Genomic DNA, 15,213 nt, shown 5'->3' with positions numbered 1-15,213 from the left:
ACCGCTTTGATTTACCGTTCATTTTTTCTTTTTAGTGCCGGTAATTCTTTATACATAGAATTGAATAACCCTGTTAAATATTCTTTGTTGTCAACATCATCTACCAATAGCATTTCCTTTGCTCCATCATATGGTAACTCATACTTTGCATTTGGCATATATGCTATTGCAGATTTAACAGGCTTCACTAAAAACCTATCATCATAAATTCCACCAACAATTTTTCCGCGATAATAAACAATATATTCGCCCATCATTAATCTATATGTTATTTCTTCCAACTCGGATAGTTGTTCTAAAATGAAATCTAAATATTTTTACTTGAAGCCATTTTTCTATCTCCCTTAATTACTAAAATTTCAATAGTCCATTTTCATCAAACTTGAAATTTGGACCCCATGCAACTTCCCAATAATATCCATCTAAATCCGAAAAATATGCGTGATATCCACCCCAAAAAGTATCTTGCGGTTCTTTTACAATGGTTCCACCAATATTGCGTACTAAGTCAATTACACTATTAACATCTTCTTTATGTTCAACATTGTAAGCTAATGTAATTCCGAAAAATCCATTTCCTTTTGGCGGATTATTTTCATCAATGTCTTTTGCTAATTGTTCCAAAGGAAATAGTTCGAACTTTGTTCCCGGAGTATCAAAAAAACATACCGCCGGATTATTTTCTTTGCAATCAGTCTTATATCCTAAACCATCTCTATAAAACTTGATTGACTTTTCCATATCTTTAACACCTAAACAAATACAAGTAATTTTGTTCATTGTTACCTCCTTAATTCGTTATTTCTCTCTTAATAGTTATTGATATTATAGCATTTTTTAGGCATTTTTTCTACTGCCAGATTTCCCTACTCACTACTATTTGCCCTTTGAATATATTACTTTGAACAGCTTATCTTGAAATGTCTCTTTACTCTTTTTATCAAAATATATCTCTGTTACAAAGGTCTTTCCATTTATCTTTTTTGTTAGAATACCGTCAGGCTTTGGGTGGAGTGCTTGTTGTTCTGCCTGTATTTCTTTAATATCTGTTTTCTCATTTTCTGCCATTTAGTTCCTCCTTTCGACTTGCACAAAAAAAGATTTCCTGTAATTAGGAAACCTCTTTTGCGATTGGTTGATATTTAGTTTTAAGTTGTTGCCTGTAATTTCTTTTTTGCTCGATATTCTCTTGCTTTTAATTTCTCATACTCTCGACATTTTTCGATGTTTTTGGCTCGATACTCTTTAGAATATGCCCTATGATAAGCTCGTGATTTTTCTCTCTTTGCTTCTTCTATTTCTTCCCTCATTTGTAGCATTTCTTCTTTTGTCGGCTCTATCTGTTTTGTAAGTTCATTTTCAAATTTTCCGATATAGTTAAAATAAACCTCTATTCGCTGAACAACATATTTTGCTCTTTTTACATCTCTTTCATGCACAACAATTTTACTGATAAACTCATTGATAATAGTTGGGGTAAGTTCTTCAAAGTTTGAATAGCTTTCTGCCAGTCTGATAAATTTCTTTGCCCTTTGATTTGCATTTTCGCATTCGGATAAGCGTTCTTTGATTTCTTCTTTTTCTGCTTTTAAGGTGTAATATTCTTCTGCATACTTTCTTGATAACTGCTCATAGCGTTCTGTATCCATATTTCCAAGTGCATTATCTTCATAGAGCTTATTCATCACTCTTTCTATCTGTTCCATTCGGTCTGTGATTTGGGGCATACGCTTTTGATTTTTCTTGACTTCTTCCGTCTGCTCTTTATACAGACTCTCTTTTACAAGCTTTTCAAACTCTGCTTTATTTTCTAAGGAATATTGTGCTATCTTTCGTAAGACTTCTGCAATATTTTCCATAACTTCATCGACATCAATACGATGTGGAGAATTGCATTTTGGGTGCTTTGCTTTTCCTTTGGCATATTCACTGCAATAGGTTACATGCTGTACTTTTTTGTTTTTGTGTATGGTGCGAATGTGCATTTTTGTTCCGCAATCTTTACAGTACATCAAGCCTGAAAGTGCGTGAATTTCTCCATCTCCATTTGGTCTTTTTACAGGTGCATTTTTTAACATACGCTCTACATTTTCAAAGGTAGTTCTATCTATTATCGGCTCATGCACATTTTCTGTTATTTGCCATTTGCTTTTATCTACATAATGGTTTCTTTTATCCCTATAATGCTTTTCGGTCTTGAAGTTGACTACATCGCCACAATACTCTTGTCTTTTCAGTATGCGTGTTATGGTTGCTTTGTTCCAGTTATATCTGTTTTCTTCGTTTAGGGGTCTGCTTTTGGCTGTTCCTCTGTCTTGCTGTTTCATATAAAAGGTTGGGGTTAGTATTTCTTTTTCTTTCAGATAAACAGCTATCTGATTTCTGTTTTTTCCCTCCATAAATAGCCTAAAAATAAGTTTTACAACTTCGGCAGCTTCTTTATCGACTATCCAATAATCTTTGTTCTTAAGGTCTTTTATATAGCCGTATGGGGCTTCTGTTGCGACAGGCTTTCCGTTTGCTCCTTTTGTCTTAATTCCTGTCTTTACTTTCTTGCTGATGTCTCTTGCATACCACTCTGACATGATGTTGATAAATGGGGCAAATTCCAATGTATTTTGGTCAATGCTATCTATACCGTTGTTGATGGCGATAAAGCGTACATTGTTTCTTCTGAATATCTCCATCGCATTTCCTACTTGAAGATAATCTCTTCCCCATCTCGTCATATCTTTCATGATTACAATTCCGATTTTGCCTTGCTCTACATCGCTTATCATCTGTGTATAAGCTGAACGGTCAAAGAACCTACCGCTTTCATCATCGTCGATATAATGGCGAATGTTTATCAGCTTTTTACCTCTTGCATATCTTTCTAAAAATGCTTTTTGATTGACAATACTATTACTCTCGCCACCGTCTCTATCTTCATCACCAACTGAAAGGCGGGAGTATAGTGCTGTGATTTTATTATGATATTCTATCATGCAATATCCTCCTTTTCTCGTGTCTATATATCACTCCTGTTCAGTTAATATTATGCAACCCATCTTGCCGATCCATACTCTTTTCCCTGCCTAAACTTTTTAGCGTTTTTCCCTTTTGTATAGACAACGAATTTGATTAAAGTAGCCATTCCTATACCTATTAAAATATCCGCCGGATGAATACTCGGAAGAAAGCTCATTGTGTTAAGCTCCAATATCCCCTGAAATATTTTATCTATCACATCTCCTCCAACATAGCTTCTTACATGATGGGAAAAGATGTTTCCTAAATAGAAAAATGCAAGATAGGGAATGTTTTGCTTTGCAAATTTCGCCTTATCCTGCACCTTAAATAAGCCTCTGATGTCCTTTAATATCTTATCTATCATAGGCTCTGCTCCTTTTGTTTATTCTTGATTTTATCCTTTGAAACAGAGTTATTTGCCATCTCTTTGAACTTCTCAATATTCTTATGAATGGACTCTTTCCTTTCCGTTTTCTTTTCTGATTCTGAGAGGGCGTGTTTAAAGGCTTTGTCCATAACCTTTATATCTTTAGCTTGAAAGAATACTGAGTATTTCCCACTCTCCTTATCTTTCATGACTGAAAACTTAACACCATATCTATTTAGCTCTTTTTTCAGTTCCTTAAGCTCCGCCTCTTCTACCGGAATTTCTTCAAGCTGTCCTTTCTTAACCATATCTTTAAGTTTTACTTCATTACCTTCAGCTTTAATTAATTTCCCAAAACCTCCATGTTGCTTCGATCGATGATGCAATTTATTGATATTATTTAATATCTCTTGATATGTTGCTTTTAAAACATTTATTTCAATACTTACTACTTTATTTGCAATTTCTTCGTTTATCATCAAAGTCCTCCTTCCCTCATGTCATAGCTAACAAGTGCCGTATAATAGGCATCCATATTACTTGGTGCATTGTATGCTGCGGTTAGAATAAATGCCCTAACATTTCTTATTTTGGCTTCATTTTCTGATAACGCATTTACAAGATACTCCATATGCGATGAATCTAAACTTCTAAACCTCTCTTGAACTATATATGCCGGTAACTTTGTTTGGTTGATAGTAACTGTATCATCTGCATTTAATATCATTACATCAGCTAAAACTCTAATAATTTCATCGTATGTTCGTGCAATAATCTTATTTCCCAATTCCATATATTCGTTATATCCTGTACTTTCTCTAAGTTCTTCTAAACAGGATTGATATGATTTTATTTTTTTATTCCCTCCATCCAATCCGCCCATCGTGTACAAATCTTTATCTTCATAGATGGGTAGGTGGGAGGAAGTCCCTGAAGAAATATATGAAGTATTCTTTGATGAATTCTTTGTATTAATCTCTGGTAACGGTTCATGCAAGTTGCCATAATGCGTTGGTAGATTTTCATTGAATGCATCAGTGCTATATGCATCATTGCATTGGTGCATTTTGCCATCTTCCATTGGTGCATTTTGCCCTAATGCATTGTGCATGGTATTTTGACTTTCTTTCTCTAAAATGCTTCTTTCATGTTCCAGCTTTTTCTTATTCAATTCAAGATATAATTCTTCTAATTTTTCATCATTTATCGTATACCATTTTGTTTTATCTCTTGGATCTTTATTATAGTTTCCAACCAAAAGATAACCCGCCTTTTCAAGTTTGGCAAAAGTTCGTTTTACTGTATCAACACTCATATAGTCAAAATCATTTTCTTGCCATGCCCTTATAGAATTGTATGTCCAATATTTCTCATCATGATAGTTTTTACCGGACTTCTTATTTATCTCAATCCAATAGTTTATCTGTTGCAATACTAAGGCTTCATTTAACCCTAATGCTCTTGCTAATGCTTTATTTGCAACAATAGGCTGTTCATCAAATAAATACATACTCATATCGTCGCCTCCTTTCTTTTCAATTTTTAGCATGAAAAAAGACGATAGTATTTTATCTATCGCCTCATTAGTTTCTTTATATTTCTTTCAATCTATCTCTTGCAAATTCAATATATGCTGTAACCCATAATGCAATTTTAGGTAATCCATAGGGACTTATCAAAAATGCTATTATCAGTGCTTGAATAAAAGTAGTTGTGTCTTTTTGCACAAGTGCTGCAATCGAACCTAATACCACTAAGAATGATAATATTCCTAAAATCATTCCACTAACGCTGATTATGAATTTTAGAAAAGAAATTAGTATTGATAGAAGTAATATTATTGGAAACAAAATTATTTTTATTATCCATCTCATAAATACCCTCCATTTCTACTAAATCATTTTAAAATGCTTTAACGCATCCATGATAGCTTCCTCTTTTTCCGGTGTGCATTGTGGAATAACCTGTTTCTCTTTTTTTGATTTATTATAATGCTCCCTCAGTATAATTCCACATTTCTTTTTAATCTGTGCAATATAGAGTGTCGAAACCTTTAAATCAAACTTTTCCAATATATATTCCTTGATTTGTGCATAAGTCGCTTTACTTTCAGCACTTGTCAAATCAAGCTCATCAAGCTTAATTTCAACTTCTATATGCTTATCGACATCAAGTTTGGACAATAATGCTACCGTTTCCACATGATGCGTTTGAGGAAATAAGTCAACCGGCTGGACTTTCTTCAGTTTATAACCCAGTTCTTGGTAGAGCTTGATGTCACGCGCCATGGTTGCTGGGTTGCAGGATATGTAGATAATTTTCTTTGGTTCCATACTAACACTGGATTCGATGAAGCTTTCTGTCAAGCCTTTTCGTGGTGGATCAACCAGAATAACGTCTGGTTTGATGCCTTGCTTGCTCCAGTTAGCCATAGCATTTTCTGCTGAATCACAAACATAATGGGTATTAGTAATGCCGTTGATTTCCGCATTCTTTTGGCTATTTTCGACAGCTTCTGGAATCACTTCTACACCATAGACCTGCTTGACCTGCTTAGCGACTGACAGACCGATAGTCCCGATGCCTGAGTAAGCGTCAAGCACCACATCATCTGCGGCCAGCTCGGAAAAGTTAATGGCTGTCTGATAAAGCTTTTCTGCCATCTCGGTATTAACTTGGTAAAAGGCTGGCGCAGCAATCTGGAAGTCATTATTCAGCATGCGGTCTGTGATATAGTCTCGACCGTGAAGCGTTTGCCAGTCTTTTCCAAAAATAGTATTGGTATTCTGATCATTGATATTCTGCATGATGGACTCGATAGCTGGAAAGGCCTCTACCAAACGCTCAATCAGCTGCTCCACTCGGAAAATCTTGGACCTGGTTGTCACCAAAATCACCATGATTTCACCAGAATAATGGCCACGGCGAACAACTAGATTGCGAATGAGACCAGTCTTTTCCTGCTCATCGTAAGGTTTAAGGTCAAAGCGACGGAGCAAGTCACGTGTAAAGAGGATAACTTGGTCAATGACTGGATCCTGAATATAGAACTCTTCAATCGGCAGGAGGTCATGGGAATTTTTGCGGAAAAATCCTGTTTCCAATTGTCCATTGACACGACGAACAGGTATCTGAGCCTTATTGCGGTAGGCCAGTGGCCGCTCCATACCAAGTGTCGGCGACACTTCCACATTGGACAAACCAGCAATCTTATAGAGACTGTCTTTGACTTGCTTGCGTTTGAAGGCCAGCTGGGATGGATAGCTCAGATGTCCCAAGTCCGCAATTCCCGTACGCAGATAAGCCATATCAAGATTCTCATTACGCTGGTCTGAAGTGCGAAGAAACTCCTCTACTTTACCAAAGCCGATTTTTTTATTGACCTTGAGCACACGCATGCGGATGAGCTCGCCCGGCAGGGCATTCTCCACAAAGAAAACCAGGCCTTCTGCCTTAGCTATTCCTGCACCATCATGACTCAAATCTACAATTTCAACTTCTATCACATCATTCTTTTTTAACATATTTTCTCTTTCTATCTGCTCTGCCATTTCCCAAAAAAAGAAAGCGACAGAATTATCACTTTCTATTATATCATTATCTGAGTCCAAGTTTTGCTAATTTAGTCTTATAAGCTTCAAAATCAACAAGCAATCCTTGACCACCATACATATCATAGGCATCTATCCAATCACCATTTTTAGGAATAGTCATCTTTTCAACACCATTACGAGCATTGGTAAGAGAAGATAAGCCATGTGTTAGTAAAAAGCTATAGGGAATATTTGTCGAAGTTAACGCAAAGACTTTTCCAAGTGCTTCAGATCCTGTAAACAGTTTCGTTGGGTCTTTTATTTGCTGAATAATCGCACTCATCACCTCTTGCTGGCGACGTGTACGTCCAAAATCTCCCTCATCATCCTTACGGAAACGCGCATAATTCAAAAGCGTACGACCGTCCATTCGTTGTTTGCCAACCTTAATCGTCTGCTCTGGAACCACGCCGTCTTTCATATTAAGATCATCCGGCACCTGAACTTCACTCACTTTTTCGCCATTGATAGTTGAAAAGTTCGCATTCATTTCAACACCATTTGGAAAAAGTGTATCAATCGCTGTTGCAAAGGTCGAAAAATCAACCAAGGCATAATATTTAATGTCAATATCAAAGTTGTCTTTTAACACTTGGCGTACTAATTCAGCGCCTTGATTCTTATTTTGCTCTCCAATGGCATACGCTACATTTAACTTTTGATCATAACCCGATCCTTGGCTGACTTCATCAATGTGAACGAGCGTGTCCCTCATGAAACTGACGAGTTTCATTTTTTTATTTTTTCCACCGACATTTAAGACCATGATCGAATCTGTCCGCGTTTCAGAAGAAGATTGCCCAATTCGTCCATCTGTACCCAAAATAAGTATACTCACGCCGTCTTTTGTATCTTTCCCATGAAAAATCTCTGTTTGAGCAGCTTTTGCATTTGGATTGCTTTTAGAGGTGTTCAAGCCTTTTATAAACATAAAAAGCATCCCTCCAATAATCAACACCACAAAAAGTGCTAACCAACCTAGAATCCGCTTCACACGTAATTTTCTATGTCGTTTTTCCTTTTTAGGCTTGGGCAGATTTTCTACATTTTCGGTTGTATAGTTTGGTATGCGCTCAATTTTAGATCGTTTACTACGGCGACTTCTTTCTGGATATTGAGGTAATCCTTGTTCAGTATAGCCAAAATTCTCAGGAACCTGTTGGTCAGAAAAGTTACTTCTCACTGCTCGAGCTGGCTCTATTGTTTGGTTTCCTTCTTGCTTGCTAAGAAGATATTGATACTCTTTTTTCTCGCGTTCATTTAAATAATGGATATTTTTGTAAAGATAGTCCAGTCTCAACTGCTCATGGTGGCTGAGATTATCAGATTTTTTACCCATGATTTCTCCAATCTACTTTTCTGAAATGGTATAAACAGTATAATTTCCTAAAATTTTATAAGTAATACCAATTGTTTCTAACTCTTTTATCGCAAATGATACCAAATTCGCTTTTTCATTATTGATATCCACAATGAAAAAATATTCTCCCAAAGCTGTCTTCAATGGACGGCTTTCAATCTTTGTCAAATCAATTCCCCGCCATGCAAAAGTTGCAAGGGCTTTGTATAAAGCACCAGGTAGATTATCTGGCAAAGTTAAAGCAAGCGTCATTTTCTTTTCCTTCGGATACAATGGCAAATCCGAGATTGACTGTCCAAGCAACCAAAAACGAGTGAAATTCTCATCCATTTCTTGAATATCTTCTGCAATAATCTGCAAATCATATTCACTGGCTGCAGTTTTAGGAGCAATGGCTGCATAATTTTCTTCAGGATGTTGAGCCACAAAACGGGCTGCATAAGCTGTGCTAGCTGTTATTTCGATTTTAGCTTGTGGATAATGCTGACGGATATACTTTTTGCCTTGCGCAATTGCCTGCGGATGAGAAAAGATTTTTTCTACTGGCTTATCAGTTGCTGTGACCAATAGCTGTTGTTGTATCGGTTGCACAACTTCCGCCACAGCATAAATGGCAGCCTGATGAAAAAGATAATCCAATGTTTCATGGACACTGCCTTCAATTGAATTTTCAACCGGCACCACAGAATAATCTACTTCACCTATCTCATAAGCCTTTACAACTTCTGTGATATTTTCAAAAGCAACTAAAGTATCTGCTGGAAAGGCTTCTTGTGCCACATGATGAGAAAAAGACCCTTTCGGACCTAAAAATCCAATTTTCATTGCAACACCTCCACAATTTGTTTCGGTGTCAAAGTAGTCACATCAATAACTTTTGTAGCTACTTCTTCATACCAAGCCTGACGTTGATTAAAAAGACTTTTTAAATCAGCTTTGCTATTGTTCAAATAAAGCGGGCGCTGGTGTTTCTGATCTTCTTCAAGGCGCTGGTAAAGTGTCTCAAAATCCGTTTTCAAATAAATGTTTTCAGGATTTTGTTTTAATAACTTGCGATTTTGAATACTGCTTACGATTCCGCCACCGGTTGAGATGACTTGTTCTGACTGCAGCAATTCTTTTAATAATTCACTTTCTCTTTGTCGAAAAGCTTCTTCACCATACCGCTCAAAATATTCTTTAATCGGCATCTCTAGTTTTTCTGACAAAGACTCATCCATATCAATAAAATTCTCATCTAACAAGCTAGCAATTGTTGATTTTCCAGCCCCCATGAAACCAATCAAAATTTTAGGCATGAAGTAAATCCTCCAAATCATGAAAGAAATTCGGATAACTCGTATTGATAGCTTCGGCTCGTTCCAGTTCTGCTTGATCGTCGTTTACCAAAAGAGCTGCAATAGCTGCCATCATACCAATTCGATGATCGCCAAATGTATTCACTTTAGCACCATGAAGAGGGCTTTTCCCTTTGATGATCATGCCATCTTCTGTCGGAGTAATATCGGCTCCCATGCTATTTAGTGTATCTGCCACAACTTGAATACGGTCTGTTTCTTTTACTTTTAGTTCCTCTGCATCACGAATGACCGTTTGCCCCTTAGCTTGAGTAGCTAAAAGTGCAATGATGGGCAATTCATCAATCAAGCGTGGGATAATTTCTCCACTAATTTCTGTGCCAACTAATTCAGATGTTTCCACCGTCATAGTTGCAGACTTAGCAATATTGTCTATATCCGCCACACTTAACTTCCCACCCATTGCTTGAATGACATCCAAAATGCCAGTCCGCGTTTCATTGATTCCAACATTTTTCAAAATAATCTTAGAATTTGGAACAATAAGTCCTGCCACCAACCAGAAAGCTGCACTAGAAATATCTCCTGGTATTACAACATTCTGTCCTATAAACTCTTGTCCACCCTGAATACGAATTTCCTTACCATTGATAAAAATCTGACCACCGAACTGCTCAATCATATCTTCTGTATGGTTGCGGGTCATCTCTTTTTCAAGAATGACGGACTCACCTCGAGCTTGCAAAGCAGCAAATATCAAAGCAGACTTAACCTGAGCAGAAGCCACAGGTAATGTATAATGAATTGGTTGTAAGGTCTTATTTCCATGAATTGTAAGCGGCGGCAGATCACGATTGGTTTGCCCGGCGATTTGGACTCCCATTTGACGGAGAGGAATTGTTATACGATCCATAGGACGTTTCGATAAGCTATCATCGCCAACCATTGTTGCTGCAAAATCCTGTCCAGCCAGTACGCCCGAAATCAAGCGCATGGAGGTGCCAGAATTTCCCATGTTCAGTGTGTTTGTCGGAGCTTTAAGGCCAGCAAAACCCACCCCGTGAATCGTTACTACATTGCCATCATCGTCAATCTGAACACCTAAATCGCGAAAGACTTGCATGGTGGATAGAACATCTTCCCCTCGCAAAATATCATGAATCGTTGTGACTCCTTTAGCTAAACTACCAAATATAATTGAGCGATGACTAATAGACTTATCCCCTGGCACATGAATGCACCCTGCTAACCCACTTGCCTTTGTTCGTAATTGCATAGAAAACCTCATACCTGATCCTTTTTACATATTGTACCATAAAAAAAGGAGGGAAACAAAAGTGAGTGGGAGAAGACTTCATTTCTTCAGATTCTACTTGCCCTCAACCTCTTAAGACGATAAACTTTCTAAAAATTTTTGCTTGATGAATTGTGCAGAACGAGCTAATTTTCATTTTCTTCTTCTGTTAAGTTGAACTTGTTCCAGAATTCCCTCACGTCCTACAATGGCTGGATATCTCAAATAGGTGTCTAATAGTTGATAATATACTGAAAATTTGTCCAGTAGATATAATTCATTATACTCAGAAATCATTAAAAAACAAGCATTTCCCAAAAACATGCAGAAAATTCACATATTTCTGGAAGACACTTGTTTTACAAAGTTTCTTCTTATCCAAAAAAGCTGATTCAAAATTTGAATCAGCCAACCTGTGTATATTTTTTATTTTAGCAATTCTTGAACTGGATCAAAAATGATACGTTCAATGTCAGCCAAGTAAATAGATAATTGCTGTTGTTTGTTGAAAAATTCAGTCAGAGCAGGATTTACTTGAATTTTTTCCCCAAAGGATTTCATCTTATCTTGTACTTCTTGCGTGGGCATTTGACCTGATTGTGCCATCGCTTGCAATTCTTGTTGAAAAGCTAGATAATCCTTTAAAAGAGCTTTCGCTTCACTATCAGCATCTACTGCTTTTTTACTTTCGACAACAGCTTTGTACTCAGGAAGGTCACGCAGAGTACGGCTAAGTTCATTTGCTAAATCATAAATATTTGACATAGTCTTCCTCCTTAATCTAAAAAGACTGGATAATGTGTCTTTTCTCTTATTATTTTAGCAGATTTTTCCAAATCTTCACGATTTTTAAAGGTGATTTGGAGAATTCCGTTAATGTCTTCACGATTTTCTTCGTTGATGTGAATGTTAACAATGGACGTTCCTCTTAGAAGTTCTAGGATACCTAAAATAGCATCTTCTTCATCAGGAACATTGATGAAAATGTCATAAAAGCTATCCACACCAGCTCGTTTATGAATTTCCATAGCTTTTCGGACTTGCCGCCCATGTTGAAAAAATTTCCAAATTAGATCTTCATTTTTATTCTGAATAGCACTTGAAATGATATCTAATCGCTTCTTAAAATCCTCTATTCTCTCTAAAATAGCATCTGGATTGGTCAACAAAATCGAAGTCCACATGCTTGGCTCACTCTCTGCAATCCGTGTCATATCACGAAAGCCTCCAGCAGCGAAATGTTGTGTCATTTCGTGCTGTTGAGTATATGCAGCTGCTTGATCCATAAGACTCGAAGCTAGAATATGCGGAAAATGACTAATTTGGCTAGTTACATCATCATGCTCTTTGGCATCAATCTCGATAAACCGAGCATGCAAACCCGATAAGAGATCTTTCATTTCCTCTATCGTGCCATCTTTTGTCAAATGAGACGGAGTAAAAATATAATAGGCATTTTCAAACAGATTCACATCTGCTGCACGAGCCCCCGTTTTATGGCTACCAGCCATCGGATGAGCACCTACAAATCGGATATCTTTCTCCCTTAGGGCTTCTTCAGCAGCAGCCACAATTTCAGCTTTGGTAGAGCCTACATCTGAGATAATAACAGCTTTTTTTAAATCTAGAGTGGCTAATTGCCGGATAAACTCAATCGTTTGCTTGATAGGGATAGCAAGAATAATCACATCTGCCAGAGAAGCAAATTCAGCAAACTGGTTGGTCACTTTATCCACTATGCCTTTTTCAAGGGCGATCTTTCTTGACTCTTCTCCACGATTATAGCCTAATATGATATAGTTTGGATGACCACGTCGAATTCCAAGTGCGATTGATGATCCAATCAAACCAAGACCTGCAATGTAAATAACTTTCTTTTCCATGCTCACTCCTTTACTTTGGTTCAATGATAAACCCTAGAACAATCGACACCAAAATAATAATCATAACAATCGCTGTGAAAATCATATACATTTTATCTTTTGTTTTCAAAAAAATGATAAATGTCGAAATCACTCGAAAAATTGGTGTCAAAATAAGCATAAAAGATCCTAGTAACATAAACGTTACTGCATCAAAAATGGAATGGCTCTTCACGTAGTCAACTGGATTAAACTGTTCTAAATTCCCTAAAGAAATCACCTGCTGCCCACTAAAAAAGTAAAAAATCAGACCAAGGAACATAAAAAGAAGGGACAGTAAAATTCCTATGCGAAGAATTTTCCCCATTACCAAATCCAGCTGCTCTTTTTCTTCTCGCATCTTATCTGTCATTTCATACCTCGTATAAACATTTGCATACCAAGAGCTAACAAAGCAACAAGAAAAATCCATCGCAAAACTTTTACAGGCACATATGGCATGATGCGGCTTCCGATAAAAGAGCCGACTAGAACACCTAAGGCGATTGGTGTCACTAATACCGGATTGATTTGTCCTACAAAAAGATAAAAGATGGCTGAAGCAGTTCCTGTAACTCCCATCATAAAATTAGCGGTTGCTGAACTAGCTTTTAAAGGCATTTTCATCACCGTATCCATAGCCAAGACTTTAAAAGCGCCTGCACCAATGCCTAAGAGAGCCGACATAACGCCTGCAAAAAACATAACAATGGAACCACCTGGAACATTAGCTACTTGGTATTTAATCGTCCGATTTAAGCCTTTATCAAAATATTCCCCACTGAGATTCAGTTTTTCAGCAATAGCATCATTTTGACTAGGTAAATGCTCTTCTTTTTTAGAACGAATTTTCTGGTACATATTAAATGCTTGAAAGAGCATAAGAGCTCCATAAAGTAAAAAAAGAAACTGTGAATCTGTTATCACTGATAACACCGCACCTACAAAGGCGCCTAAAGTTGTAAAAATTTCTAAAAACATAGCAATCCGTAGATTGAGCATATCATCTTTAAGATAAGCAATAGCAGAGCCTGAACTAGTTGCTAAAACTGCAATAATAGAAGCTCCTACCGCATACTTAATGTCTACTCCAAATAAGAGAGTGAGTACAGGCGTGATAACAATTCCGCCTCCAAGTCCTAATAAAGCCCCCAAAATCCCCGCAAACAGTCCTACGAGTAACATGGTACAAATATAAGTAAGCATTAAAAACCTTTCACATAATCACGGTATTGTTGAACTGCTTCTTTTAATTCGTCTAGGTTATCCGAAGAAAATTTCTCCAAGATCTCCGTTGCAAGTACTGTGGCAACAACAGCTTCCATTACTACACCAGCAGCTGGCAAAGCAGTCGGATCACTCCGTTCTACTGTTGCCTTGTAAGGTTCGTGTGTTTCAATATCAACACTCATAAGTGGTTTATAGAGAGTTGGTATCGGCTTCATCACTCCGCGTACTATGATAGGCTCTCCGTTAGTCATGCCACCCTCAAAACCACCAAGATTATTGCTACGACGAGTAAAGCCATCCTCTTTAGACCAGAGTATTTCATCCATAACCTGACTGCCCTTAAGCCGCCCTGCTTCAAAACCAACCCCAAATTCCACACCTTTAAATGCATTAATAGAAACTACTCCTTGAGCAATTTTAGCATCTAATTTTCTATCCCACTGAACATAAGAACCTAGTCCAACTGGCACACCACCGACAATGGTTTCAACAATTCCACCAATGGTATCGCCATCTTTCTTTATCTGATCAATATAGGCTCTGATTTCCTCTTCCCGTTCTGGATTGACAATCAAAACTTCTGATTGACAAGCTCGTTTCTTGATTTCAGCAACGGTCAAATTTTCCGGAATTTCAACATCAATACCACCAAAACTTACAATATGACTGGCTACTTCAACTCCAATTTCTTCTAAGAGTCGCTTAGCAACAGCTCCTACTGCAACCCGCATGGTCGTTTCACGTGCAGAAGATCGCTCCAAAGAATTGCGCAAGTCATCAAAACGGTACTTCATACCTCCAACCAGATCTGCATGACCCGGGCGAGGCTTGGTAATCTTACGCAGTTCTTTTTTTTTGTCGTTCACATCTGCCACATTCATAATGTCCAACCATTTTTGATGATCCAGATTCGTCACATTGAGTGTAATCGGCCCGCCCATGGTTCGCCCGTGACGAACACCGGAAGTAATTTCCACTTTATCACTCTCTATCTTCATGCGAGCTCCACGACCGTATCCGCCCTGACGGCGTTTGAGTTCTAAATTGATGTAATCTGTCGTAAGAGGAAGTCCAGCTGGTACTCCCTCAATGATAGCTGTTAAACGCGGCCCATGTGACTCCCCAGCAGTTAAATATCTCATTTAGTTACCTCATATT

The 15,213-nt window shown here is 37.6% G+C and carries 16 protein-coding genes and 3 pseudogenes; all 19 read right to left on the bottom strand.

Going from position 1 to position 15,213, the window contains the following annotated elements; translation table 11 throughout:
* Positions 1–11: 11 nt before the first annotated feature.
* Positions 12–331: pseudogene (locus HMPREF2542_RS05705) on the bottom strand (TfoX/Sxy family protein).
* A 20-nt stretch (positions 332–351) separates the two neighbouring features.
* Positions 352–780 carry a VOC family protein gene (locus HMPREF2542_RS05700; protein WP_003031522.1) on the bottom strand — a complete coding sequence of 143 codons (429 nt, stop codon included), beginning with the start codon at positions 778–780 and terminating at the stop codon, positions 352–354.
* A 96-nt stretch (positions 781–876) separates the two neighbouring features.
* On the bottom strand, positions 877–1,068 hold the full coding sequence (locus HMPREF2542_RS05695; RefSeq protein ID WP_003031519.1) for a transposon-encoded TnpW family protein: 192 nt from the start codon (positions 1,066–1,068) through the stop codon (positions 877–879).
* 80 nt (positions 1,069–1,148) lie between these two features.
* A complete protein-coding gene (locus HMPREF2542_RS05690) occupies positions 1,149–2,987 on the bottom strand; it encodes a DUF4368 domain-containing protein (protein ID WP_070484510.1) in 1,839 nt (612 codons plus the stop codon).
* A 59-nt stretch (positions 2,988–3,046) separates the two neighbouring features.
* A pseudogene (locus HMPREF2542_RS05685) lies at positions 3,047–3,376 on the bottom strand (type IV secretory system conjugative DNA transfer family protein); the annotation flags it as partial.
* Positions 3,373–3,858, bottom strand: a complete 486-nt coding sequence (locus HMPREF2542_RS05680; protein WP_020998783.1) for a PcfB family protein — start codon at positions 3,856–3,858, stop codon at positions 3,373–3,375. The pseudogene HMPREF2542_RS05685 and the gene HMPREF2542_RS05680, both read right to left, overlap by 4 nt.
* Positions 3,858–4,895 (bottom strand): DUF6017 domain-containing protein, encoded by a 1,038-nt coding sequence (locus tag HMPREF2542_RS05675; protein WP_070484505.1) that lies wholly within the window; start codon positions 4,893–4,895, stop codon positions 3,858–3,860. Before HMPREF2542_RS05675 ends, HMPREF2542_RS05680 begins: the two co-directional genes overlap by 1 nt.
* 76 nt (positions 4,896–4,971) lie before the next feature.
* Complete coding sequence (locus HMPREF2542_RS05670) at positions 4,972–5,253, bottom strand: CD1845 family protein (protein WP_020998785.1); 282 nt, start codon at positions 5,251–5,253, stop codon at positions 4,972–4,974.
* A gap of 18 nt (positions 5,254–5,271) precedes the next feature.
* On the bottom strand, positions 5,272–6,903 hold the full coding sequence (gene rlmD / locus HMPREF2542_RS05665) for a 23S rRNA (uracil(1939)-C(5))-methyltransferase RlmD (RefSeq protein ID WP_070484502.1): 1,632 nt from the start codon (positions 6,901–6,903) through the stop codon (positions 5,272–5,274).
* 73 nt (positions 6,904–6,976) lie between these two features.
* Positions 6,977–8,311, bottom strand: a complete 1,335-nt coding sequence (locus HMPREF2542_RS05660) for an LCP family protein (protein ID WP_058669671.1) — start codon at positions 8,309–8,311, stop codon at positions 6,977–6,979.
* 12 nt (positions 8,312–8,323) lie between these two features.
* Positions 8,324–9,157 (bottom strand): prephenate dehydratase, encoded by an 834-nt coding sequence (pheA, locus tag HMPREF2542_RS05655; RefSeq protein WP_070484499.1) that lies wholly within the window; start codon positions 9,155–9,157, stop codon positions 8,324–8,326.
* Entirely contained in the window at positions 9,154–9,630 is a 477-nt protein-coding gene (locus HMPREF2542_RS05650) for a shikimate kinase (protein ID WP_003073063.1), read from the bottom strand. The genes pheA and HMPREF2542_RS05650 overlap by 4 nt, the downstream gene beginning before the upstream one ends.
* A complete protein-coding gene (aroA, locus tag HMPREF2542_RS05645) occupies positions 9,623–10,906 on the bottom strand; it encodes a 3-phosphoshikimate 1-carboxyvinyltransferase (RefSeq protein ID WP_070484495.1) in 1,284 nt (427 codons plus the stop codon). The genes HMPREF2542_RS05650 and aroA overlap by 8 nt, the downstream gene beginning before the upstream one ends.
* Before the next feature lie 171 nt (positions 10,907–11,077).
* Positions 11,078–11,179 (bottom strand): annotated as a pseudogene (locus HMPREF2542_RS10145) (L-lactate dehydrogenase); the annotation flags it as partial.
* 171 nt (positions 11,180–11,350) lie between these two features.
* Positions 11,351–11,689 carry a YlbF/YmcA family competence regulator gene (locus HMPREF2542_RS05640; RefSeq protein WP_003073067.1) on the bottom strand — a complete coding sequence of 113 codons (339 nt, stop codon included), beginning with the start codon at positions 11,687–11,689 and terminating at the stop codon, positions 11,351–11,353.
* An 11-nt stretch (positions 11,690–11,700) separates the two neighbouring features.
* Positions 11,701–12,807, bottom strand: a complete 1,107-nt coding sequence (locus tag HMPREF2542_RS05635) for a prephenate dehydrogenase (protein ID WP_070484492.1) — start codon at positions 12,805–12,807, stop codon at positions 11,701–11,703.
* Positions 12,808–12,817: 10 nt separating this feature from the next.
* Positions 12,818–13,198 carry a DUF1634 domain-containing protein gene (locus HMPREF2542_RS05630; protein WP_003068576.1) on the bottom strand — a complete coding sequence of 127 codons (381 nt, stop codon included), beginning with the start codon at positions 13,196–13,198 and terminating at the stop codon, positions 12,818–12,820.
* Positions 13,195–14,031 (bottom strand): sulfite exporter TauE/SafE family protein, encoded by an 837-nt coding sequence (locus HMPREF2542_RS05625; protein ID WP_048800618.1) that lies wholly within the window; start codon positions 14,029–14,031, stop codon positions 13,195–13,197. Before HMPREF2542_RS05625 ends, HMPREF2542_RS05630 begins: the two co-directional genes overlap by 4 nt.
* Positions 14,031–15,197, bottom strand: a complete 1,167-nt coding sequence (gene aroC / locus HMPREF2542_RS05620; protein WP_058669677.1) for a chorismate synthase — start codon at positions 15,195–15,197, stop codon at positions 14,031–14,033. Before aroC ends, HMPREF2542_RS05625 begins: the two co-directional genes overlap by 1 nt.
* Positions 15,198–15,213 lie beyond the last annotated feature (16 nt).

The organism is Streptococcus sp. HMSC034B05, from assembly GCF_001809055.1.
GTDB lineage: Bacteria > Bacillota > Bacilli > Lactobacillales > Streptococcaceae > Streptococcus > Streptococcus constellatus.
The sequence above is the reverse complement of the archived record's forward strand: the minus strand, read 5'-3'. Positions and strand labels throughout refer to the sequence as shown.

Bases quoted from the DNA above. Each gene is read 5' to 3' on its own strand.
- HMPREF2542_RS05625 (WP_048800618.1), bottom strand. From the start codon at position 14,031: ATGCTTACTTATATTTGTACCATGTTACTCGTAGGACTGTTTGCGGGG.
- aroC (WP_058669677.1), bottom strand. From the start codon at position 15,197: ATGAGATATTTAACTGCTGGGGAGTCACATGGGCCGCGTTTAACAGCT.
- aroA (WP_070484495.1), bottom strand. From the start codon at position 10,906: ATGCAATTACGAACAAAGGCAAGTGGGTTAGCAGGGTGCATTCATGTG.
- HMPREF2542_RS05700 (WP_003031522.1), bottom strand. From the start codon at position 780: ATGAACAAAATTACTTGTATTTGTTTAGGTGTTAAAGATATGGAAAAG.
- HMPREF2542_RS05690 (WP_070484510.1), bottom strand. From the start codon at position 2,987: ATGATAGAATATCATAATAAAATCACAGCACTATACTCCCGCCTTTCA.
- HMPREF2542_RS05635 (WP_070484492.1), bottom strand. From the start codon at position 12,807: ATGGAAAAGAAAGTTATTTACATTGCAGGTCTTGGTTTGATTGGATCA.
- HMPREF2542_RS05680 (WP_020998783.1), bottom strand. From the start codon at position 3,858: ATGATAAACGAAGAAATTGCAAATAAAGTAGTAAGTATTGAAATAAAT.
- rlmD (WP_070484502.1), bottom strand. From the start codon at position 6,903: ATGTTAAAAAAGAATGATGTGATAGAAGTTGAAATTGTAGATTTGAGT.
- HMPREF2542_RS05640 (WP_003073067.1), bottom strand. From the start codon at position 11,689: ATGTCAAATATTTATGATTTAGCAAATGAACTTAGCCGTACTCTGCGT.
- HMPREF2542_RS05675 (WP_070484505.1), bottom strand. From the start codon at position 4,895: ATGAGTATGTATTTATTTGATGAACAGCCTATTGTTGCAAATAAAGCA.
- HMPREF2542_RS05660 (WP_058669671.1), bottom strand. From the start codon at position 8,311: ATGGGTAAAAAATCTGATAATCTCAGCCACCATGAGCAGTTGAGACTG.
- HMPREF2542_RS05630 (WP_003068576.1), bottom strand. From the start codon at position 13,198: ATGACAGATAAGATGCGAGAAGAAAAAGAGCAGCTGGATTTGGTAATG.
- pheA (WP_070484499.1), bottom strand. From the start codon at position 9,157: ATGAAAATTGGATTTTTAGGTCCGAAAGGGTCTTTTTCTCATCATGTG.
- HMPREF2542_RS05670 (WP_020998785.1), bottom strand. From the start codon at position 5,253: ATGAGATGGATAATAAAAATAATTTTGTTTCCAATAATATTACTTCTA.
- HMPREF2542_RS05650 (WP_003073063.1), bottom strand. From the start codon at position 9,630: ATGCCTAAAATTTTGATTGGTTTCATGGGGGCTGGAAAATCAACAATT.
- HMPREF2542_RS05695 (WP_003031519.1), bottom strand. From the start codon at position 1,068: ATGGCAGAAAATGAGAAAACAGATATTAAAGAAATACAGGCAGAACAA.